Source organism: Enterobacter sp. HMSC16D10, assembly GCF_001807145.1.
Taxonomy (GTDB): domain Bacteria; phylum Pseudomonadota; class Gammaproteobacteria; order Enterobacterales; family Enterobacteriaceae; genus Enterobacter; species Enterobacter roggenkampii.
On record NZ_KV787827.1, the window covers coordinates 14041 to 36691 of the forward strand.

A 22651-nucleotide genomic window follows, 5' to 3' on the forward strand; every position below is an offset into this window, starting at 1 on the left:
GTTTAATCCCGACCAGGTAACGCCATGAAAAAAGACCCTGTTACTGAAAAGGGCCGGAATGTCACCTCAGTACGTCACGATGAGGGTTCGGCCCGACAGCTGGATGAGATCCTCAACGACAACCCGCTGTACAAGCCCTCGCATGTTCTGCGCGGTGCCATTCTTGCCCTGTACGAAATGAGCCAGGAACAACGACTGGCCATCATCATGAAAGCCGCCGGTAAAGGCAAAAACCACTGATCCTTATTTAAGCCCTCCCGCCGTCCGGTGGCTGCGGCATGCCCGGAGATACCCCCATGACTCACCCTGAAAAAATCAGGCCGGTGACGGTTACCCGTGACCGCAACGGCTTCTGGACGCACCCACACTACTTTACACCTGCCAGTGATGAAGCCACGCAGACAGAGTTTGGCGACTGGATGCGCCTGCATAAACTCACCTGCGCCACCCGCTGGATGGAAAACGATGCTCCTCCCCAGGTGATTACCGCCTGGGAAAACGGTGCGTCGGACATCAGTGACTGGCAGCCGTCAGCCCCCGCCGGAGAGGGCTGGTTTATCGGCTCCATTCATGACACTGAAGATGGTCCGGTCTGTGTCTGGCTGCGGGAGGTGAAATGAAGCATGTGTCATGGTTTTCCGGCATGGTGCTGCTTCTGCTGTCCTCTTTACCTTTGCAGGCAACGGCCGCAGCCAGTAACGCCGGTGACGGCCGCTGGGTTAATCCGATAAGTGATGTCTGCTGGAAGTGCCTGTTCCCGATGACGCTCGGCAATATTCAGCTGGCGGCCGGCCCGCAAAAGGATACCAACAACCCGGCTTCGCCGATCCAGATTTGCCCATACGGTGTGTTTTATCGCATCGGTCTGGCCATCGGGTTCTGGGAGCCAATGGCGATGGTGGATGTAACACGTGAGCCTGGCGTGATGGTCAACATGGGAGGCTTTAAAATCGATCTCGGACGAACGGGAACGGGAACCGCAGGGCAGAGTGACCGACCCGCTGCCGGCACGTTCTACCATGTTCACTGGTATAAATACCCGCTGATTTTCTGGCTGAACATCATCACCAGTCTGGGGTGTCTGCAGACCGGCGACATGGATATCGCGTATCTCTCTGAAGTTGATCCACTCTGGAATGACAGTACGCTCTCGATGCTGATTAACCCCGAGGCAGCACTGTTCGGCAACCTGATTGCTCAGGGTGCCTGTGCTGCTGACGCAGCTGCTTCATCAGCGGGTCTTCCGCTGTCGCCACTGTTCTGGTGTGCGGGCAGCCAGGGCTCCATCTACCCGCTAACCGGCTATACCAGCGGGGAGTTTTCCCCGCTTGAGGCCTCTCTGCTGGTCGGAGAGCGAATGGCCTTCAAAATGCATCGGGAGGGGCTGGTCTGGAACTCCGTGGGCGCGGATGTTGCCGTATGTAACCAGTACCCATCCCCGATCATCCCGAAAGAGCGATGGCGGTATCAGATGGTGAACATGTACCCCGAACCGGGCAACTGCCATCCCTTCGGGGCCAGCACGCAGCTCTGGGGCACAACGCATAATTCCCCGTCCTCCAAAAAGAACTTCGGCTACCTCTTCTGGCGCAAACGTAACTGCGTCTTCCTCTAAGGACATGACAATGAAAAACGCTTATCTCCGGGCGCTGATGGTCAGCGTCATGGTGGGTTTCGCGCCGCTGGCTCTGGCGAGCGCCCAGACAGATATCTCCGTCTCCGACCATAACTGGATCAAAGGCCAGCAGGACGCGCTGGCAAACATGAAGGAAGACCTGCAGAGTCACCCTGCGGGTGTGTCCGTGTTGCCGCAGCCGCAGCAGGACCTGATTCACCGCCTGCAGGGCAATATCGCTGCGCAAACCACCTCTATGGGGGAAAAAGACACGTTCCCGGCTATTTACTTTGTGAGCCTCGGTATTCCGCGTGAAGGTCTTCTGCCCATGCTGAAGGACGCCCGTCGTTACAACATTCCGCCCACGCTGCGGGGCCTGGTCAATAACGATATGCGACAGACTGCGGCGGCCATGTTTGAGCTGAGTAAGGAGGACAAGGACGCCGGCGTGCAAATCGATCCGACGTTGTTCACTCAGTACAACATCACGACAGTGCCGGCACTGGTGGTCATCTGTCCGGGTCATCATGACGTTATCCGGGGAAGTCTGCCCCTGCAGCAGGCGCTGGAGAAAGTCGCTGAAAGCGGTGATTGTGCAGCGACGGCGCGCCATCTTCTGGAGGCTGCGAAATGAAAAAACGACTTTCAGCGATGCTGATGCTTTTCCCGCTCCTGGCGGGGGCAGCCGATCCTGCGTTTGAGGCGGGAGCGAGCTTTGGCAAGGGCAATGCCTCCGCCGGTACGGGGGCCCTGAAAAATCCTGGTACCGTCACAGGGGCAATACCAGGCTATACCGCTAACCCACCGGAGAAAGGGTATTACGGCGGTGTGGATGGTGGAGACGGTGGGCTGGCCAACAAAGGGCAGGCCGCACTGCAGGGTAATGACGCAGCGCAGTCAGTTATCAACTCCGGCAAAACGAATCCGGTTCCCGCCATCGACCCGCAGGCACCTTTCATCACGATCGGGAAAAATGCGGAAGCCGGTGCAGACGGTGTGCTTAACGGAACCGCGAACCAGTGTAAGGAGGTGACGGTATCGAAAACCACCTTTGAAAATTACAGCTGCGACAAAGATGTGGCCTCCGTTGAGGCCTGCACCCGGACCGCAACCCCTGGCGGACGGTCATCAACCACCACGGTTCAGAAAACCTTCACCCTGACCGCTGCGGATGTCGTGTTCAGTATTAACGGTACATCATTTAACTTTAGTTTTAATGCACCTGCATCAGGGCCGGTGATCAGCGCACATTTTTACTGGGCAGACCGGGAAGTGAATGCCGGGAAAATCTCCTGGTGGGGCGTCAGTCAGACGATGGTGGGGAAGAATTTTGACTGGGAAATGCCGGGTGCGCCAGGTACGCCGCTGTCAAAAGGTGGCTCCTTACCCGCGGGTACCTATACCAGTACAGGGTGTACCAGCGGGAACAAGGACCGTTGCGAAAAGCATATCCGGGAACAGATAGCGGATTTTCAGTCCGGTGCTTCAGGCTTCAGACTGCTTCTCGTTATGAACGCGGTCGAAACCACCTTTACCCCCGAAGTGACCTGGTCCTCATCCTGCGGTCTGGATATGGCGAAGGCGCAAAAAACAACGTCAACCTGCACCTCTCCGGGAGGAAACAAGACCATTATCAATAATGGCCAGAGCTATGACGTCTACAGCGACTGCTGGGAGTACACCGATAACTATGTTGTGCCGTCAGACTCGAAGGGAACCTGCGGAACGCTGATGACGAACCCTTCCTGCACCGCAGCAGGTACAACCTGTACCGAATCGACTGACGGACACTGTACCCACATGAGCTACACCTACCAGTGTCAGACCACGCATCAGTCGGGAGGCCTGGTCTGCGGAGGAGACTATATCTGCAAATCAGGCGAGTGTGATGACACGAATGGTGCCGGAAGCAGCGGTTTTGATACGGCTGTGGCCAAACTGGCCGGTCTGGCCTCGGCAGCTGAAGACGCCAAAGACGCAAGCAGCACGATTGAGGTAAAAGCGTTCACCGGTAAAGCCATGCGGTGCCGTAAAGCCTTTGCTGGTTTCTCTAACTGCTGCAAAGACTCCGGCTGGGGGCAAAGTGCCGGACTGGCGGCATGTGATGATGAAGAGAAGGCCATAGGAAAAGCGAAGGCGAAGAAAATCACTGTCAGCGTGGGCGAACGTTGCGACCGTAAGGTGCTCGGGGCCTGTATCCAGAAAAGCCAGGTGTACTGTGTGTTTGACGGCAAGCTTGCCCGCATTATTCAGGAGCAGGGGCGTCGCGACCAGCTGGGTGTAAAGTTCGGCAGCGGCGACAGTCCGGACTGTCGGGGCATCACGGTCCCGGAACTGCAGAATATCGACTTCGACAAAATCAACTTCTCAGACTTCTACGAGGATTTGATGAAGAACCAGAAAATCCCGGATACCAGCGCGCAGGTTCAGCAGATTAAGGAGCGGATCGCCGCCCAGGTGAACCAGCAGGGAGGTGGCAAATGAAGCGTGTCCTCTGTGGCCTGCTTATGGTGCTGGCGAGCCATACGGCGCAGTCCGAGGAAATTGTGACGCCAGCGGAGCCGTTCACCGGCTGGTCCTGGTACAACGAACCGAAGAAGCCGCCTGAACAGCCAGCGAAACCGCCGCAGCCTGCGCAAAAGGCGATCCCGGATCTCAGCAAAATGTCTCCTGTGGAGCAGGCCCGCGTACTGAAAGGGTACACACAGGAGGCGCTTAACCGCGCCATCCTGTACCCCTCGCGGGAAAACACGGCGACGTTCCTGCGCTGGCAGAAGTTCTGGACGGACCGGGCATCAATGTTCAGTCAGTCCTTTGCGGCGGCACAGCTGAGTCATCCTGATCTCGATTACAACCTGGAATACCCGCACTACAACAGCATGGCGCCGTTTACACAGACGCGTGATCAGCAGACGCAACAGAATGCTGTTGAACAACTGTCCCAGCAGTACGGTCTGTTCTACTTCTACCGGGGCAGTGACCCGATTGATGTGCAGATGGCCGGGGTGGTGGCGGACTTTGCGAAAACCAACGGGATATCGCTTATCCCGGTCTCAGTCGACGGCCAGGTGGCGGCCACCCTGCCGCAAAGCCGTCCGGATACGGGGCAGTCCCGGTCGATGAACATCATGCACTTTCCGGCGCTCTTCCTGGTTGACCCGCGCAACCAGAACTACCGCGCCCTGTCCTACGGCTTCATGACCCAGGATGACCTGTCAAAACGATTCCTGAACGTGGCCACCGGTTTTAAACCCAATTCCTGAGAGAGTCATATGCTAAAAACGCTTTTCACCCTCATCCGTGATGCAGGGCGGGTTGCCCTGTATTCCTTCGTCCTCGGCCCGGCCCTGGTGCTGTATGTGTTTGTGATGCTGGCGGCGTCAGAGGGTTCACTGTCCCGGCAATTCCTGACGACCTTTCATGACCTGACTGACGGCGCACCTGCCGGCAAGGTGATGGGGTGTGTTAATGAAAAGGTGATGGCAGGAAGCTTCTCGCCACCGAAACCCGGAGAAACGTTAAAGCCTGAGCCTTCTGCTTTAGAGAAAAAACCACCTGAAGTCTTGTGTCAGAGAGGCCCCGTGGACATCGATTCATGGGCGCGTTCGGTTGATGCAACCTTACGCAACGTCTGGATGATGGTGGTGATGTTGGGCTTTGGAGTGTGGTTTGTATCCCGTCGCCGATCCCTGGCCGCCCCAAAACGCATTTCACCAGACACGCATTCGATTTTAGTACGGCAGAACAAGGAGAAAGACGAATGAAACCATCCATTCTCGCAGGACTGATTTTCTGGGGCACGATGGCGCGCGTACTGAGCGAGCTGATGACCCTGTCAGTGGAGCACACTCAGCAGGGGCTACTGTGGCTGTGCAATGGCATGTGGGTTGGCGCGGGGGGCATGGTGATTTTTGCCTTATGCCGCTGGCTGCGCCAGGACAGAACGCAGAAGCATAATGAGGCCGATCATGAACATTAAAACCGGTCTCACAGCACTCCTGTTATCCCTGCCTTTGCTGGCGAACGCCGGTGCGCGTGAGGAGTTAATGGCACTTGAGGCGACAAAAACGACTTCAACTGCTGACGCTGCGACCATCACCACGTCCACACCTGCGGTCCCGGCTCCCGGCAGTCTGATGCTGCTGCCGGACGGACGTCGGGCGAATATGAAAGAGTATGCCGTGGTGCTCTTTATGCAGGCGCACTGCCAGTACAGCGCTAAGTTTGACCCGCTGCTGAAAGGCTGGGCCGATGAACATGCGATCAGGGTATACCCGTACACACTCGACGGTGGTGGCGATGTCTCTTACCCGACCCCGATGATCCCGCGTAAGACCGACCTGAAGTCCCCCATCGCGGATGAGATTGTCACCTTCTTTGGTAACGGCCTGCCCATTGCGACCCCAACGGCCTTTATGGTCAACGTTAACACCCTCAAGGCCTACCCGCTCACCCAGGGCGTAATGGACATTCCCGCGCTGGAAAGCCGGATGGCCAGCCTCATCCAGGCTGACATGGATAACGTCGATCCCAGAACGCTGCCACCCCTGCCGGCAAGCGCGCAGGTCACCCCTCAGTAATACAAACGGACTACAAAATGACGACAAATTCGTATGCGTTATCGCGTACCGAGCGCGTATGGCTGTTATTCAGTGTGACGCTGCTTGTGTCCGCAGCCTTCTATGGCGTGCTGGCCCATCGGGTGGTCAGCGTCATGGACCGTCCTGAACTGACCACCTGTCTGCAGGACTTTCCGGTGCTTCTGCTTATCTCGCTGAGTATCGGTTTTTTTTCAACCACCACCGGGCTGTACGTCTTGCGTCAGACCCTGAGCCGTCAACCCTGTGAGGATATCGCATGACATTCGCCAGATTCAGGACGTATATCCGAAACGAGCTGAAGTGCATTGTGGAAGAAACAAAGACCCGGGAATGGATTGATTCATTAAACCTTAAATTGCTTTACGGCATTATTTTTTCATTCGTGGTCGAAAGAATTTATGTGTGGTGGGCAGGCAATACGCTGCGTACCGCAATGGATCTTAATCGTCCCGAACAGTTTGTCCTCTCAGCCCTTATCCATTATCCGCAGTATCTCCTTTGGGCTATTGCGGGAGGCCTGTTTGCACTGTTTGCCCTGAATCTTCTGCTGGGTCTGTGCTTTAGTCTGGCAACCCAACTGCACCAGCGACTGACCCGTACTGATGGCCCGGGACCTGTAGCCGACAGCGCGGAGGTGACACATGATTAAGGCCCTGATAACGGCGGGTGCCGTGTTTTTCGCGGGCCTGGCCGCGCTGCCGGCACAGGCTGACGTTAACGGCGACCTGAACGGCTTCTTTGGCAAGCTGGGCTACAGCGGTAACGTCTCTCAGGCTCAGGCCTGGCAGGGACAGGCGGCCGGGTACTTCTCCGGCGGCTCTGTTTACCTCCGCAACCCCGTCAAAAACGTCCAGCTGATCTCGATGCAACTGCCTTCCCTGAACGCCGGCTGCGGCGGTATCGACGCCTATCTCGGGTCGTTCAGTATGATCAGCGGTGAGGAAATTCAGCGATTCGTGAAGCAAATCATGAGCAATGCCGCAGGCTATGCCTTCGACCTGGCACTGCAGACAATGGTGCCGGAGCTGAAGCAGGCGAAAGACTTCCTGCAGAAGCTGGCCAGCGATGTTAACTCCATGAACATGAGTTCGTGCCAGGCCGCGCAGGGCATTATCGGCGGGCTGTGGCCAGTGACGCAGGTTTCCCAGCAGAAAATCTGCCAGGACATTGCCGGCGAAACCAACATGTTTGCTGACTGGGCGGCATCCCGTCAGGGTTGCACCGTCGGAGGGCAGGGCGACAAGGTCACGGCCAAAGCGGGTGATGGTGAAAAAGACCAGGTCCTGAAAAACAAAAACCTTATCTGGGACACGCTCAGTAAGAACGGACTTCTCGCTAACGATCGGGCGCTGAAGGAGCTGGTCATGAGTACAGTCGGCTCAATCATCTTCAATAAAAGCGGGGATGTCACCATCCTGACGCCGCTGGTCGATAACCGCGACCTGATTAAGGTTCTGATGCGCGGGGGGACCGCGAAGGTCTACGGATGTGATGAGGCAACGTTGTGCCTGGGGCCGACCGTAAAAGACCTGACCGTTTCTGAATCCAATGCCCTGGTCACGCTGGTTAAAAACCTGATGATCTCCATGCAGAACAAGCTGGTTGATGACAAGCCGCTGACCGATCAGGAAAAAGGGTTTGTTAACACCACGTCCGTACCGGTGCTGAAATATCTGACCAACGCCCAGAGTATGGGCATGAGTGCAACATATCTGCTCCAGGTATCTGACTTCATCGCGCAGGACCTGATGATCCAGTACCTCCAGGAACTGGTGAAACAGGCCAGTCTGTCGCTTGCCGGCAAGAACTTCCCCGAAGAAGCCGCCGCGAAGCTGCGTGACAACGTCATTCACGCGCAGGGACTGCTGGCTGACATGAAGCTGCAGTCAGCTGCAGATCAGAATGCGCTGGACGGTATCGACCGCAACATGCAGTACCTGCAGCAGCAGGTATCTACCATCGTTTCAGGCTCCTATCAGAGCAACTATCACTGGGGTGATCGCTGATGCTTGAGATATACACCATTTATGGCGGGGGGATGTGGAAAACGGCGCTCGACGCCGTTGTCACCCTCGTCGGCCAGAATACCTTCCACACCCTGATGCGTATTGCCAGCACCTTCGGGGTGCTGGCCGTACTGTTCACCTTCATTAAACAACGTAACCCGATGGTGTTCGTCCAGTGGCTGGCAGTCTTTATGATCCTGACCTCTATTCTGCTGGTACCGAAACGCTCTGTGCAGGTTATTGACCTCTCAGATCCGGCTGCGGTATGGAAAACCGATAACGTGCCGGTGGGACTGGCGGCCATCGCGTCACTGACCACCAGTATCGGTTACAAGATGTCGTCGGTGTACGACATGCTGATGGCCAGACCTGACTCAATCACCTACAGCAAGACAGGGATGCTGTTCGGCTCCCGGATTGTGGCGGAAACGAGTGACTTCACCACGCAAAACCCTGAGCTGGCACAGATGCTGCCGGATTATGTGGAAAACTGTGTGATAGGCGACATTCTGCTGAACGGCAAATACACGATTAACCAGCTGCTGAACTCCACCGACCCGCTGACGCTGATAACGAGCAACCCGAGTCCGTTGCGGGGGATCTTTAAAATGACGTCCACCTCGCGGCAGTTCCTGACCTGTCAGCAGGCCGCCACGGAGATAAAGACGCTGGTTAATACCGACGTGAATCCGGGCAGTGCAACTTTTACCTGGCTGACGCGTAAGGTCTTTGGAAACAAGCTGAACGGCGCAGCACTGCTGTCAAACGCAATGGGGGAAAGTTACGGGTACTTCTACTCTGGCGGTATGACGGCCGCGCAGATCATGAAGAACAACATCACGAACAGTGCCGTGCGACAGGGGATTAAGGGCTTTGCGGCGCGTTCATCTGATACCGCCAACCTGCTGAATCTGGCCACCGAGAACGCGGCAACCAAACAGCGCCTCAGCTGGGCTGCGGGTAACGAACTTGCCACCCGCACACTGCCGTTTGCGCAGTCCCTGCTGATGCTCATCCTGGTGTGTCTGTTCCCGCTGATGATTGCGCTGGCAGCGTCCAACCACTCCATTTTCGGGCTGAACACGCTGAAGATTTACGTCTGTGGCTTTATTTACTTCCAGATGTGGCCAGTGATGTTCGCCATCCTGAACTATGCCGCCAACTACTGGCTGCAGAGCCAGTCCGGGGGGACGCCCCTGGTGCTGGCCAACAAGGATATTGTTGCGCTGCAGCACTCGGACGTGGCCAACCTGGCGGGTTATCTGTCGCTGTCCATTCCGGTATTGTCGTTCTATCTGACCAAAGGGGCGGCGGCAATCGGCTCTCAGGTGGCAGGCAGTGTGCTCAGTTCGGGGGCATTCACGTCCGCAGGTGTGGCGGCGACCACGGCAGACGGCAACTGGTCGTTTAACAACATGTCGATGGACAACGTCAGCCAGAACAAGATGGACACGAACCTGGTGCAGCGTCAGGGCCAGCAGACGTGGCAGGCTGACAACGGTTCAACGCAAACCCAGACTGCCGGTGGCCATACGGTTATCGACGGCTCCGGTGCGATGTCGAACCTGCCAGTGAACATGAGGCTCAGCCAGCTGGCCAGCAGTGGGTTTCAGGAATCAGCCCGCCAGTCGCAGGTTCAGGCACAGACGGCGCTCGATGGCTACAACCACAGCGTGACCAGTGGCTGGTCGCAGCTTTCCCAGCTTTCTCATCAGACCGGTAGTAGTGACAGCCTGACTCAGGGCAGCGAAAACAGCCAGGCAACGAATGCGACGCGCGGTGCCAGCATGATGTTGTCGGCAGCAGAAAGCTATGCGAAAGCAAACAATATCTCCACGCAGGAAGCCTATAACAAACTGATGGATATCAGTAATCAGGGTTCTGTATCGGCAGGTGTTAAAGCTACAGCTGGAGCAGGCCTCAATTTAGGTGTAGTAAAAGTTGGTGCTGAAGGAAGTGTTTCAAGCGATTTGCGGCATTCGACGGGAAGTTCTCGGGGCGTTCAGGATTCAGGATCTCATACTCAGGATATGCGGCATGACCAGAACAGCCAGGCTGTTAATGATTTCCGTCAGGGGATGGATATGGTCAAAACCAGCCGTGTCACCGATGGGGCGAATCATACTGAGAATGCGGCAAGCAGCAATGTACAGCAGCTGGCCGCAACACTTAATGATGCTGAAAGCCAGTACCATCAGTACACCACCAGTTCTACGCAGAGTAATGAGTTCAGCCGTATGGCAACGGTTGCACAGAACCAGAGTGCAAGCCTCGACACGAACTATACGCAGGAGTTTGTGGACTGGGCGGCGAATAAATATGGTGACAAGGCTCAGTCCATGCTGACAAGCGCCCCGTCGGCGCGTGAGGCCGCGATGGAGTTCGTGAATGAACGTCTCAAGCCTGAAATTATGGGCGACTACCAGCAAGGACGTTCTGACCTGGCCAGCGGTAGTGAACATGCAGCATTCAGCGGAGAGCACATTGTCCAGCCTGCCAGCAGTAATCATCAAACACAGACTTCTGGTACTACAGGTAATGACAGCAGGGTGAATTACAGCTATTCAGATAACAGCTCTTCCAGCCCGACTGGAGCAGGTACTCATCATGCAGCTGGAATATCAGAGGTCACGGAGTACGGAAGCAAGCCCGGTGACCAGGTATCAGCAGGAAGTGAAAATATATCGGTGAGAACAGCCAGTTCTGCGTTGGGTAATGATGGATCGTCTTTGCAAGCGCATAGACAAACTGAAAGTCACTTTTCTGTTGGAGGACATAACGTAAACCCTTCTGACTATGGAAGGCATGAACAAAACACTGACATGCACACAGGCGATCTTGTCAGAGCAGGAGGGCAGAGAAGCGAACAAAGTGGCATCTCAATGTCAGCCAGCGAACATGATACCGGTCGACATTCCACTGAGCGGCAACGGGTACCTGATAACGCTATGCAGGATACTTTCAAAGAAAACCAGACAAGACTGCATCAACAGTCAGGGCAGGGTTTTGGTCCGCAAAATGACTTACAGCGTCGTGTAGCGGAACAAAGATCTGAAAATGAGCATAAAATCAACGAATCTGCTGGAGAAATTGATAAAAAACAATCCACTGTTCAGGCATCCAGTGATATTCTGAAAGGAGAAGATTTACATGCAACCGGCAATTTCAAGGTTCATCGATTAGAAGCCGAAATTGACCAGCAGAAGCCTGTTATAGATAGTGCTGAAAAAAGAAAGTTAGAAGAGCAGTTGCAGGAGTTGAGAAAAAGAACCGGCTAGGAGATTAAATGCTAAAAGCTAACTTATGTAAAATTTCTTACATCCCTGTTTTTAGTTTATATGCGGTGTTACCACTAATTCATGATGTCATGCCTTACCATAGTGATTATCACAGCGAAGATTGGATCGCACTGGTAGGTATGTATGGGTTAGGTTTGCTTGTATCCTCACCGTTATGTTACCTGCTCAATAAAGCGGATAAACATGGAGGCGGAGGTTCGTTCGTCTCAATAATACTGCTCGCGCTACTCTCACTTACCTTGCAGATAATATGCCTGTATTTGCTTTGGGAAAATGCAGTATTTTTATATCTTGCAATGTCTGCGGTTATGGCTCTCTCAGCCGCTTTGTTCGCAATCGGGAAGAAGGAATTTAACCTGATAAAAGATAGAGATACAGGCTATGTCTATAAAATACGTGGGAATAAAGCTTATAGGCTTACTGATTCCGAGATGGCTGGATATCAATCAGGTGCGATTAGCAAAGGAATAACACTGGCTGAGTTTTCATCAAGTCAATATTCAGGCCTTGATACAAGTTCATCAGTGCTTCCTATGCATTTCACTTCTAGCAACATCGATTGCAATCAAAGTAATGCAATCAACCCTGCATCAGGAATGCCGATGATCGGTGGTATCTCAGGACTGGATGTACACGGAAACAGTTGGGGTACAAACTTCAACGAACCTTCAAATACGTATGACCCCAACCGGGGATACTGATAACAAGGGGGCTGTGCCCCCTTAATTATTGTAGTAATACACTCCCATCTCTTATTTAACCTAAATTCCTTTCCAAATCAGCCGATAACGTCTCTGTTAGCTACATCTCGCTAACGGGGACGTTTTTCTATGCACAGGATGAATTCATGAAATTAAAACAATTAGCCGTTGTTGGTCTGGTCGCTTCTGCTCTCGCGCTGTCAGGTTGTGGGGCCATGTCCACTGCAGTGAAGAAGCGTAATCTCGAGGTCAAAACCCAGATGAGTGAAACCATCTGGCTGGAGCCATCCTCAGAGAAGACAGTCTATTTGCAGATCCGCAACACCTCCGACAAGGATATGTCAGGTCTGCAGGCACAAATTACGAATGAACTGGCCGCAAAAGGCTACCGTGTCTCCAGCTCTCCGGACACCGCCTACTACTGGATTCAGGCAAATGTGCTGAAAGCCGAAAAAATGGATCTGCGTGATGCGCAGGGCTTCCTGAAAACCGGCTATGAAGGTGGTGCTATGGGGGCTGCTTTAGGGGCCGGTATCACCGCCTACAACTCCAGCTCTGCCGGTGCGACCCTGGGTGTAGGCCTGGCCACCGGGCTGATTGGTATGGCTGCAGATGCAATGGTCGAGGACGTCAACTACACGATGGTGACCGATCTGCAAATCTCCGAGCGCAGCAAAGCAGCCGTCACGACCGACAATATTGCTGCCCTGAAGCAGGGAACGTCCGGCATTAAGCTGCAGACAAGCACGGAGCAGGGGAACCGTGCTAAATACCAGACCCGCGTGGTATCCAACGCCAACAAGGTAAACCTCAAATTTGAAGAGGCTAAGCCTGTTCTGGAAGCGCAGCTGGCCAAATCCATCGCCGGCATCATGTAATACCCTGCGGCTGCGGCGATCGTCGTAGCCGTTCTCCCTCACATACTGATTTTTCACCATGCTCATTCCGGGCAGGGTGCGTCAGTGCTTTCTGTCAGTCCCCTGAAATGACGCTTCCTCGCAGGGCTGCGCCAGGCGCAGCCCTGTCTGCGGCGAGCGTTGCAGACACAAACGTAAAGGCATTCACCATGAATACAACATTCCTCTCCCGCACAATAAACGTGCTTTTCTTTTCCTTTCTGACGCTGGTCAGCACCATTTATTTGCTGGAAAGATTCGGCGTCGACCTTCTGAAATGGCGGGCCGGGAGTTCATTGCTTCTGGCCTATACCTCAGCGCTGTCCGGTGCGGGTTTTGCGTGGGCCAGTGAGCTGAACACGATTGTTATTCTTCTGATTTTCCTGTGCGGCGGTGTGCTGGTTTCCCTGCTCACGGCTTATCTGTTTCGTGTTATTGGGCTGTTCTCGGATCAACCCAAACGTTCGTGATTCAAAGAAATAGTGAACTGAAACATGCCCTGCCGACGGGGCATTTTAACGGGAGGACACCATGCGTTTCGAAAGTACAGAAGGCGATCTTGCCGGTTTATTGCACCTTATCCATCTGGAAAGTGAGCTGGTGATGGCGGTGGCATACCTTCGGGTATTCGGTTCACTTCCGGAAGGCGCGGGTATGACCCTCATTGCATACTGGGCCGGCTATGAATACACCCTCTATGGGCTGGCTCCCGGTGAGTGGCATTCAGCGGCTTATGCTGATGTGGCCACGTCAGTCCGCTCTGTTGCTGCGGGCATAAATGAACAGGACTGGGAGGACGGATGCCAGCAGGCCAGATATGAGCTGAGCCAGATGGTATAACCCGACGCTTTCCCCCTCGTGGTACCACGTTTTTTCATCACTTTTTTCAACGTTTCTCCCCTGATAACACACATCACCGCGCAGGTGATGCGATAACGGCCGGACAACACTCTATGAGCTTCGCAGGAAAAAACCTCACCCAGGGCGGGCAGATGACCGCTTACCGCTGGCGCATGTTCATTCAGGTGAACAACTGGATAGGATTCTGGATCTTCATCCTGTTCGCCGTGCTGACTACCGCCATTTTTCTCTGGCGCATCCCCCCGGAAGCCCTTGATAACGGCTCCCTGTGGTGGTTTGCCAGCCTTAACAGCAGTTTTATCGAGCTGATGCCGGCAACGGGCACGCCAAAAATCTATGACGTTCACTACTGGTATGCACCAACGGCGACGGCAATGGTACTCAAAATGACCCTGCCGCAGATTTACGCCGACCCGTATATGCAGGCAATGGGCGATTTGTGTCTGAGTGAGCTGCAGTGGGCGGCCTGTGCCAGTGGCGTCTTCAGCCTGGTGGTGTTTCTGGCGGTGACCTGGTTTATCGCGGATATCGGTCGTAAGGAAAGTGAGGACGAGTACATCTCCGGCATGGAGCTGACCGACAAGCCTGCGGAAGTGAACAGGCTGCTGCGAAAGAACGATGAACTCTCCGATCTGCGTGTGGGTGACCTGCACATGGTCCGGATGGCAGAAGTGCTCAACTTTCTGATGCACGGCACTATCGGAGTGGGTAAATCGACCCTCATCCGCTGGCTTCTTGACTTCATCCGCAAACGCGGTGACCGGGCCATTATTTACGACTCCGGCTGTACCTTCACCGAAACCCACTATAACCCTGACACTGATTTTATTCTCTGCGCCCATGACGAACGCTGTGCAAACTGGCAGATGTGGGGCGAGTGTGTCGACGCGGTCGACTATGACAACCTGGCCGCCAGCCTTATCCCTGTTGAAGGGGATTCCGATCCGTTCTGGGTATCCAGCTCGCGCACCATCTTTGCCGACCTTGCGATACGCATGTCTGTTGACCCGGAACGCAGCATAGAGAAGTTCCTCAAAACCCTGCTTTCTCTCAGCATGAAAAGCCTGCGTGGCTATCTGGCCAACACACCGTCGGCCAACCTGGTTGAGGAGAAAATCGAGAAAACGGCCATTTCCATTCGCTCGGTGGTGACCAACTACGCCAAAGCCCTTCGCTATCTGCAGGGGCTGGATGACGGGACGAAGCCTCCGTTCACCATCCGTGAGTGGATGACGCAGGAGCGCTATGACAACAGCTGGCTGTTCATATCGACCCAGGCCCGTCACCGCAAGAGCGTGCGGCCGCTTATCTCACTCTGGGTGTCGCTGGCCACGCTGATGCTGCAGAGCATGGGAGAAAACAGCGACCGGCGCGTGTGGTTCATTATCGATGAAGCCCCCAGCCTGCAGCGTATCCCGGAGCTGGCCGAGACACTGGCCGAGGCGCGTAAGTTCGGCGGCTGTTTCGTGCTGGGAATGCAGAACATGGCGCAGCTGGTTCACGTCTACGGCCGCGAGCTGGCCAAAAGTATCTTTGACCTGATGAACACCCGGATGTACGGCCGTTCGCCGAGTGCAGAAATGGCCAAAGTGGTTGAAGAGGAGCTGGGGAACCAGCGTAAACGAAAAATCCGTGAGCAGAACAGCTACGGTCTGGACCAGGTGCGTGACGGTGTGTCCCTCGGCAAGGACGAGGTGAATAACCCGGTCGTTGACTATGAGCAGATCATGCGCCTGCCAAACCTGAGTTTTTACGTGCGTCTGCCGGGCGAGTATCCGGTGGTCCGGCTGAAGCTGAAATACCGCGCCCTGAAGAAACGCCATGCCGGACTGATAGAGCGCAATATCCGTGATGCCCTCAGCCCGGAACTGGAGAAGGTCATTCAGGAGAACGAACGGGCAGCAACGGCAGCAGGACTGACGTTCCCGACCGGAGATGAAGTGCTGGAGAAGGGAGATGAAACCATCCCGTCATCGGGCGGTGCAGTCGTGGTATCCGCAGGTGCCAAAGCAGCAACGCCTGAATCCATAAAAACGCCCGTGGACAAACCGATGGCTGCACCTGCCGCAGATCAGAAGCCAGCCCGGGTGGCGGTACCTGAACAGAAACGGGTACTGGCCATGGAGCCAGTCAAATCCGGTTCAGCGACAGTCGTGCCGGAAACGGCGACTGAAAATCACAGCCCGGTGACACCTCCTGTCACTGCAGAGAAAAAAGACAACGTTGTCTCTCTGCGACCATCTTCTCCTTCAGTTAATCGTCCTGCAGATATTGCTTCCCTTAATCCGGATATTCCTGCAGCGCTTCAAAAAATCAGGGCCAGAACCCAACAGGAAGAAGTACCTGAAACATCGCCAGCTGGCGCGCTGGGGATGCTGAAACGGCGGCTCAATACCGGAGCCACCTCTGGGGGGGCGGAAGATCAGCCCAGCGACAGTGCGGGCGAATCAATGAGCCTGGACATGAAGGTGACTGCACTGCCAGACGGCGGGCTGAGTCTCACGACGGCCGGTAACACCGTCACGCCGGAAAAACCGGATGAATCACACCGTACTCACCGCCGGCTGGCGCAGGAAGAAGAGAACATTTTACTTCACCGTGACGCGGACGACCCGGGTTACGACGAAAACGACCATCACTATTACGACAGAGAGCATGACCTATGATGTCAGTCGCCCCAGTAGCGTCAGCCGGCGAGGCTGCAGGCTACTACAGCAATTCCGATAACTACTATTTTCTGGGCAGCCTGCAGAGCCTCTGGATGGGGGAAGGTGCAAAAGAGCTGGGCCTTGAGGGCAATGTCCGTGGCGATGACCTGACGGCCGTGCTCGAGGGACGTCTGCCGGACGGCTCACGGCTTGGAAAGGAGGTTAACGGACAGCACGTCCACCGCCCCGGTCATGACCTGACCTTTTCCGCCCCCAAGAGCGTGTCCATTCTTGCACTCATCGGCAACGATAAAGAAATGGTGGAAGCACATAATCATGCCGTCCGCGTGGCGGCCGGCTATGTGGAGAAGCTCATCTCGGCCCGCGACACGAAAGACGGCGTTACGTCCATTGTACACACCGGCAAGATGGTGGCGGCCGCATATACGCATGATACCTCGCGCAATCTCGACCCGCAGCTGCACACCCATCTCCTGATTGCCAACATGACGGAGTATGCGGGCAAATGGAAAGCCCTGGCCACGGACTATATCCATAACGCCGGTTTTATCGAGACCGTCATGAAGCACCAGGTCACGCTCGGGAAAATCTATCGCAGCGCGCTGCGCGAGAGGGTTGAAGCGCTCGGCCATGAAGTGGAAGAAGTAGGCAAGCATGGCATGTGGGAGATCAAGGGCGTTCCGGAAGAAGTCAGGGACGAATATTCCTCACGGGGCAGGGAAATACAGGGGGCCGTGGGGGCTGAAGCCACGCTGCGCAGCCGGGATGTGGCCGCCAAAGACACCCGCAGGGCGAAAGTTGACCCTTCGCGGATGCGCCTGATGGAGCGCTGGCTGGGCCAGATGAAGGAGAAGGGATTTGACCTGAAGGCGTATCAGGAGAGCGTGGTGCCGCGTGATGCAGGTCTTCGTGAGACCGCGCCTCAGCCGGAGCGAGATCACCAGGCTAAGCCGGTTCCTGCCGGGCCTGAACAGGCTTCTCCGCAGACGTCGTCCACGGCAGAAAAGAGCGTCGACACACCTGCTCAACCCGCAGAACGGGAAAGCCTGTCCCGTCAGCCAGTACCACAACAGACTGACACGCTGAGTCAGCCGGCACAGATCGTTCCCGAAAAGACGCCGGCGACCAGAAGCTTTCCTGCAGCGCAGCTGGACACTGAAATACCCCGCCCGGAACTGACTGAGGCTGTCCGGCTGGCCATCTCGCAGCTTAGCGACAGTAAAACGCGCTTCACCTTTGGCGAGCTGATGATGACCACCGCTGAGCTGAGCGAACGGCTGCCGGAGATTAAGGATATTCGTGTGGCCATCGATGCGGCGCTGAAGGACGGCATGATTGTGCCGCTGGACAGTGAGAAAGGGGTTTTCACCTCCCGTATTCACCTGCTGGATGAACTCTCGATCCAGGCGCTGAGTCAGGAGCATCTCAAATCCACAAAAGTCGTCAGTTTCACCCGCCCGGCACAGTACGCGCCGGCGGCGCTGGAAGTTGTGGAGAAAGACGCCCTGGTTCTGATGAATGCCCCGTCAGGCGTGGCGGGCATCCGTGACCTGACCGCCCAGCTGGCCGGTATTTCCGGGGCGAACGGTCGTGATGTGCAGGTGCTGGCCAGCTCTGCCGAGCGCGCCATTTCGCTGGCGAAATCCGACGATTTACGGGAGCGGATTATCAGCCGGCAGCATATTCTGAGCGGTGATTTCCACATGAAACCCCAGAGCACGCTGATAATCGAAGGGGCAGAACGTCTGGGGCTCAAGGAGACGCTGGTTCTGCTGGGCGAAGCGCGTGCGCAGGATGCACAGCTGGTCTTTCTCGACAGTGCCGGACGGCAGGCGAACGGTAACGCCATGTCCGTGCTGGAGTCCGCAGGGGTTGCCCGTTCCCGCCGCACGGAGCCGGCGCCCGGGCTTGAGGCCGAAGTGGTCAGTATTCCGAACAAACGCGACCGTTACGAAGCGCTGGCCAACCGGTTTGCAGAGCTGAGCGGAGGCAGTGAAAACGTCACCGCCGTCGTGGTCGGCAGGCGTGAACAGGCACAGCTGACAGGCCTGGTACGAGAGGCGCTGCAGAACGCAGGACAACTGGGGCGTGACGGCGTGGAGATAGAGGCCCGGCAGCCGGTCTGGCTCGACAGCAAAACGCGGCGCATGCCCGGTTCATACCGTTCCGGCATGGTGCTTGAGGATCGCACGGACGCAAAAGAGCGTAAGTCCTATGTGATTGACCGGGTGCATGAGGATACGCGAGTCCTCTCTCTCATCGACGGGGATGGCGTGCTGACCCGGATGAAAATCGGCGATATCAGCGCTGACTGGCGTCTCTTCAGCCGTGAAACCCTCAGCGTGGCCACCGGCGAAAAACTGCTGGCCGTGGCGGGTGACCGCGAGCACAGCCTGAAGGCCAAAGATCGTCTTGAGGTGACCGGGATAAGTGAAAAGGGGATTGAGGTGAAACGGGGGGAAGACACCCTGACGCTGCCAAAAGACCAGCCGCTCTATCTTTCACATGCTTATGTGACCGCGCCGGGCGGCCGGGATAACGACACCGGCGTGGTGCTGGCCGCGCTGAACAGCCGCGACATTTCGACCCAGACCATGAACTCGCTGGCACAGAGTGGCCACCGGGCGGAAGTGTTCACCGCCGAAGTGCAGGACCGGGCGGAAGCCCGGCTGCAGCGCATGAAGACCAATGCCTCTCCCGTGCAGCTGGTCAGAAACCTGAGCGGTCATCAGGACGTCAGTCAGGCGGTTGATTCACTGCATGACAGCGTCCGGACGGATGCGGGCCTGGCCGTCTGGCGTGCCATTAACGACCAGCGCACCGTGGTGATCAATGAGCTCAAGCTGGCGACGGAAGCGCAGAAATATCATCCCGACCTTGAGGCCATCGGGAATGAAATTGGCGCGATGATTAAAAATGGCGAGCTGTTGTCCGTATCCTCAGGGGGAGAGCCGGTACTGGTTTCCCGGTCCACCTGGGAGATGGAGAAAGCCATTCTGCGCGTGGTGGAGGAAGGGAAAGGTACGCAGCAACCGTTGCTGGAACAGGTACCGGAGGCAGTGCTGAACGGACTCACCGATGGCCAGAAAAAGGCGACCACCCTGGTGCTGGGTACAACGGATCAGTTTATCGGGATTCAGGGCTATGCCGGCGTGGGGAAAACCACGCAGCTGAAGGCGGTGATATCTGCACTGGAGACCCTGCCGGCGGACGTTCGTCCGGTGATGACGGGGCTTGCTCCTACGCACCAGGCGGTGAAAGAAATGAGCGACGTCGGTGTCCGGGCGCAGACCATCAAATCCTTTGTCGTTGAGCATGACCAGGCGACGGCCGCAGGCGAGAAGCCTGACTATAAAGGACAGGTGTTTCTTATCGATGAGTCATCAATGGTAGGCAACCAGGATACGGCGGCACTGTTCCAGGCTATTGCCAGTGGCGGCGGTCGCGCGGTCTCAATGGGAGATATCGACCAGTTTGAAGCGGTCGACGTGGGCGCGCCGTTTAAGCTGATGCAGGAGCGAAGCCCGATGGATGTGGCCATTATGAAGCAAATCGTCCGCCAGAAAGACCTGCAGCTGCGCGGCGCCGTTCACGACATCATTGATAACCGGATCGATGCGGCCCTGCAGCGCATTGAAACCCAGCCGGCTGACCGTGTGGCGCGTAGCGCTTCAGCCACGCTGCCGGGGAGTGCCATTCAGGAAACGGAGACGCCCGTTAACGACATCGTGGCTGACTGGACGGACCGGACGCCGGAGGCGCGGTCCCGTACCCTCATTATCACCCAGCTGAACGCTGACCGTCGTGCGGTAAATGCCGGCATTCATGCTGTGCTGGCTGCCCGGGGAGAGCTGGGGGAGAAGGCCATTACGGTGCCGGTGCTCGATAAAATCACCCACACCCGTCATGAGTTCAATAAAACCGATGCCTGGGAAGCCGGGATGGTGGTTAAACGCGGCGATCGCTACCAGGACGTGCTGGCCGTTGACCGCAACGGCAGTACGGTCACGGTACGCGATGAGGAGGGGAGGATTGGACTGTATTCCCCGAAGGAACTCATCACCGGCGACGTGCAGCTGTTTCGCCGCAGCGAGAGGGAAGTCCGCGCCGGCGATCTGCTGAAGTTCACGGCGACAGACAAGGAGCAGGGACAGATGGCCAGCCAGCGCTATACGGTCGAGTCGGTCAGCGAAACGGGCAATATTCGTCTGAAGGGGGAGAACGGCCGCATCACCATCAATCCTCAGGCGGTCAGGGCGCAGCAGCATATTGACTACGGCTGGGCTGTCACCGGGTACGGTGCTCAGGGGGCCAGTAGCGATTATGTCATTGCGCTTGAGGGCACGGAAGGCGGGCGTAAGGCACTTGCCTCCCGTCGCGCCTTCTACATCTCGGCCTCGCGCGTGAAAGAGCATGTCCAGATTTATACTGACGGGAAGGCGGACTGGGTTAAGGCGGTAAAAACGCCGGAGCGGGATATCAAAACGGCGCACGATGCGCTGGCACCTGAAACGCAGCGTAAACAGGCGAAAGCCATCTGGGCGATGGGGCAGCCGGTGAATAAAACGGCCATTGGTCGCGCATGGGTGCGCCATCAGGGCATGCAGGACGCGTCACTGACGGCAAAAATCATCCCGGCCACCCGGCGCTTTCCCGAACCGGCGCTGGCGCTGCCGGTGTATGACAACAACGGCAGAAGTGCGGGCCTGGCTCTGGTTTCCCTGGTTGCCAGCCCGGAAGGGCGGATGACGCAGGGGGAGACCCGGATGGTGATGACAGAGCGTGCCCGTGGTGCGGTACTGCAGCGAAGCCAGTCAGGCAACACGATTGTGGCCAGTGACCTGGCGGCCGCGCTTGATGCAGTACGACATCACCCGAAGGATGGCGTGGTCTGGCAGACCGGCGATGAACCGCCTTCAGCATGGTTGCTTAAGGTGAGCGGTGGGACAAAACAGGATGTCTCTCCGGGTATTGTCTCCACGCTGACTGACGAGCAGAACGTACAGCAACTGCGTGAACAGATGCTGGCAGACCAGGTTCGCAATGAAGAAGCCGGACGGAACAGGCAGCCTGAGTCGTTGCTGGCGGAAATTCCGCAGGAAGAGGTTATCAGACTGAAAGCGGAAGAAATTAATCCGCGTAAACCGGAACCACTCAACCCGGATGCGGATGTGATCGCCAGGGTGAGAGGTGAGGAAAACACCGATGGACAGGAAATGAAAGCCGCTGCCGGTGTCAGGAGTGAGCTGGAAGGTGCTGACAAGGCATCCGGTGAACAGTCGCGGGCATCGCGTGTGATTGCAGATCTGGCAAACGCTGAGCGCGACATGCTCAGGGTGGCAGAAAATACTGAACGCGGCCGCATGCCGGAGCGTGAAGAACAGACCCTCACCCGTACCATTCAGAAAGAACGTTAATCCCCCTTTTAACCATGAGAATCAGGCAATGAAAAGACATAAATTAGCGACATTATTAGTTACAACATACATTGGCTTTATTGCAATGGCACACGCTTCGGCCCCGAAGCCGGTCTTCAGCCCGGAGCAGGAGGCCCGTATCGGGGAAATCGCAGCAGACTACCTGGTGTCCCACCCGGAGATTCTGGTGACGGTCAGTCATAAGCTGCAGGAACAGCAGGAGGCACATAAGCAGAAGATGTTTGCACTCAGCGTGATGGAGAATCAGGCGAACCTTCTGCATGATCCGGATACTCCGGCTTACGGGCCTGATAATGCAAAGGTCGCGGTGATTGAATTCTTTGATTACCAGTGCGTGTTCTGCAGCCGCTTCGCGCCGGAGCTGGAGAAGGTCATGAAAGCGCAGCCGGACGTCCGCTACCTCTTTAAGGAGTGGCCAATTTTTGGTGGTCGCTGGGAAGCCTCACTTAAGGCAGCGCAGCAGGGGCTGACGGTCTGGCAAAAAAAAGGTCCGCAGGCCTATGTCACCTATCACAATGCCATCTACGCCAGCGGCCATAATGAAGGCAAACTGACGGCGGAGGAT

The 22651-nt window shown here is 56.2% G+C and carries 20 protein-coding genes; all 20 read left to right on the forward strand.

Going from position 1 to position 22651, the window contains the following annotated elements:
* The first annotated feature begins 24 nt into the window (after positions 1 to 24).
* Positions 25 to 240 carry a hypothetical protein gene (locus tag HMPREF3143_RS02470; RefSeq protein ID WP_045409397.1) on the forward strand — a complete coding sequence of 72 codons (216 nt, stop codon included), beginning with the start codon at positions 25 to 27 and terminating at the stop codon, positions 238 to 240.
* Positions 241 to 296: 56 nt separating this feature from the next.
* Positions 297 to 620, forward strand: coding sequence for a hypothetical protein (locus HMPREF3143_RS02475; RefSeq protein ID WP_045409400.1), 324 nt, complete (start codon positions 297 to 299; stop codon positions 618 to 620).
* 23 nt (positions 621 to 643) lie between these two features.
* A complete protein-coding gene (gene traU, locus HMPREF3143_RS02480; protein ID WP_126818627.1) occupies positions 644 to 1615 on the forward strand; it encodes a conjugal transfer pilus assembly protein TraU in 972 nt (323 codons plus the stop codon).
* Between the two features lie 10 nt (positions 1616 to 1625).
* Positions 1626 to 2249 carry a type-F conjugative transfer system pilin assembly protein TrbC gene (trbC, locus tag HMPREF3143_RS02485; RefSeq protein WP_045409407.1) on the forward strand — a complete coding sequence of 208 codons (624 nt, stop codon included), beginning with the start codon at positions 1626 to 1628 and terminating at the stop codon, positions 2247 to 2249.
* Positions 2246 to 4099, forward strand: a complete 1854-nt coding sequence (gene traN / locus HMPREF3143_RS02490) for a type-F conjugative transfer system mating-pair stabilization protein TraN (RefSeq protein ID WP_047722419.1) — start codon at positions 2246 to 2248, stop codon at positions 4097 to 4099. Before trbC ends, traN begins: the two co-directional genes overlap by 4 nt.
* Complete coding sequence (traF, locus tag HMPREF3143_RS02495; protein ID WP_045409411.1) at positions 4096 to 4878, forward strand: type-F conjugative transfer system pilin assembly protein TraF; 783 nt, start codon at positions 4096 to 4098, stop codon at positions 4876 to 4878. The genes traN and traF overlap by 4 nt, the downstream gene beginning before the upstream one ends.
* A gap of 9 nt (positions 4879 to 4887) precedes the next feature.
* Entirely contained in the window at positions 4888 to 5379 is a 492-nt protein-coding gene (locus tag HMPREF3143_RS02500; protein ID WP_045409413.1) for a hypothetical protein, read from the forward strand.
* On the forward strand, positions 5376 to 5594 hold the full coding sequence (locus HMPREF3143_RS02505) for a hypothetical protein (RefSeq protein WP_045409416.1): 219 nt from the start codon (positions 5376 to 5378) through the stop codon (positions 5592 to 5594). Before HMPREF3143_RS02500 ends, HMPREF3143_RS02505 begins: the two co-directional genes overlap by 4 nt.
* The gene (trbB, locus tag HMPREF3143_RS02510) at positions 5584 to 6195 is read left to right on the forward strand and encodes an F-type conjugal transfer protein TrbB (RefSeq protein WP_045409419.1); all 612 of its coding nucleotides are present in this window, start codon (positions 5584 to 5586) and stop codon (positions 6193 to 6195) included. The genes HMPREF3143_RS02505 and trbB overlap by 11 nt, the downstream gene beginning before the upstream one ends.
* A gap of 17 nt (positions 6196 to 6212) precedes the next feature.
* Positions 6213 to 6476 (forward strand): hypothetical protein, encoded by a 264-nt coding sequence (locus HMPREF3143_RS02515; protein WP_045409422.1) that lies wholly within the window; start codon positions 6213 to 6215, stop codon positions 6474 to 6476.
* On the forward strand, positions 6473 to 6865 hold the full coding sequence (locus tag HMPREF3143_RS02520; RefSeq protein ID WP_045409425.1) for a hypothetical protein: 393 nt from the start codon (positions 6473 to 6475) through the stop codon (positions 6863 to 6865). The genes HMPREF3143_RS02515 and HMPREF3143_RS02520 overlap by 4 nt, the downstream gene beginning before the upstream one ends.
* Positions 6858 to 8222, forward strand: a complete 1365-nt coding sequence (traH, locus tag HMPREF3143_RS02525; protein WP_045409428.1) for a conjugal transfer pilus assembly protein TraH — start codon at positions 6858 to 6860, stop codon at positions 8220 to 8222. Before HMPREF3143_RS02520 ends, traH begins: the two co-directional genes overlap by 8 nt.
* Entirely contained in the window at positions 8222 to 11500 is a 3279-nt protein-coding gene (traG, locus tag HMPREF3143_RS02530) for a conjugal transfer mating-pair stabilization protein TraG (protein ID WP_070531642.1), read from the forward strand. Before traH ends, traG begins: the two co-directional genes overlap by 1 nt.
* Before the next feature lie 8 nt (positions 11501 to 11508).
* Positions 11509 to 12222, forward strand: coding sequence for a hypothetical protein (locus HMPREF3143_RS02535; RefSeq protein WP_045409434.1), 714 nt, complete (start codon positions 11509 to 11511; stop codon positions 12220 to 12222).
* A gap of 146 nt (positions 12223 to 12368) precedes the next feature.
* Entirely contained in the window at positions 12369 to 13100 is a 732-nt protein-coding gene (traT, locus tag HMPREF3143_RS02540; protein ID WP_045409436.1) for a conjugal transfer complement resistance protein TraT, read from the forward strand.
* Positions 13101 to 13288: 188 nt separating this feature from the next.
* Entirely contained in the window at positions 13289 to 13588 is a 300-nt protein-coding gene (locus tag HMPREF3143_RS02545; RefSeq protein WP_045409438.1) for a hypothetical protein, read from the forward strand.
* Between the two features lie 61 nt (positions 13589 to 13649).
* Entirely contained in the window at positions 13650 to 13958 is a 309-nt protein-coding gene (locus tag HMPREF3143_RS02550; RefSeq protein ID WP_045409441.1) for a hypothetical protein, read from the forward strand.
* A 113-nt stretch (positions 13959 to 14071) separates the two neighbouring features.
* On the forward strand, positions 14072 to 16645 hold the full coding sequence (traD, locus tag HMPREF3143_RS02555; RefSeq protein ID WP_045409444.1) for a type IV conjugative transfer system coupling protein TraD: 2574 nt from the start codon (positions 14072 to 14074) through the stop codon (positions 16643 to 16645).
* The gene (gene traI / locus HMPREF3143_RS02560) at positions 16642 to 22065 is read left to right on the forward strand and encodes a conjugative transfer relaxase/helicase TraI (RefSeq protein WP_070531645.1); all 5424 of its coding nucleotides are present in this window, start codon (positions 16642 to 16644) and stop codon (positions 22063 to 22065) included. Before traD ends, traI begins: the two co-directional genes overlap by 4 nt.
* Positions 22066 to 22093: 28 nt before the next feature.
* The coding region (locus HMPREF3143_RS02565) for a DsbA family protein (protein WP_070531651.1) at positions 22094 to 22651 on the forward strand (558 nt) is incomplete at its 3' end.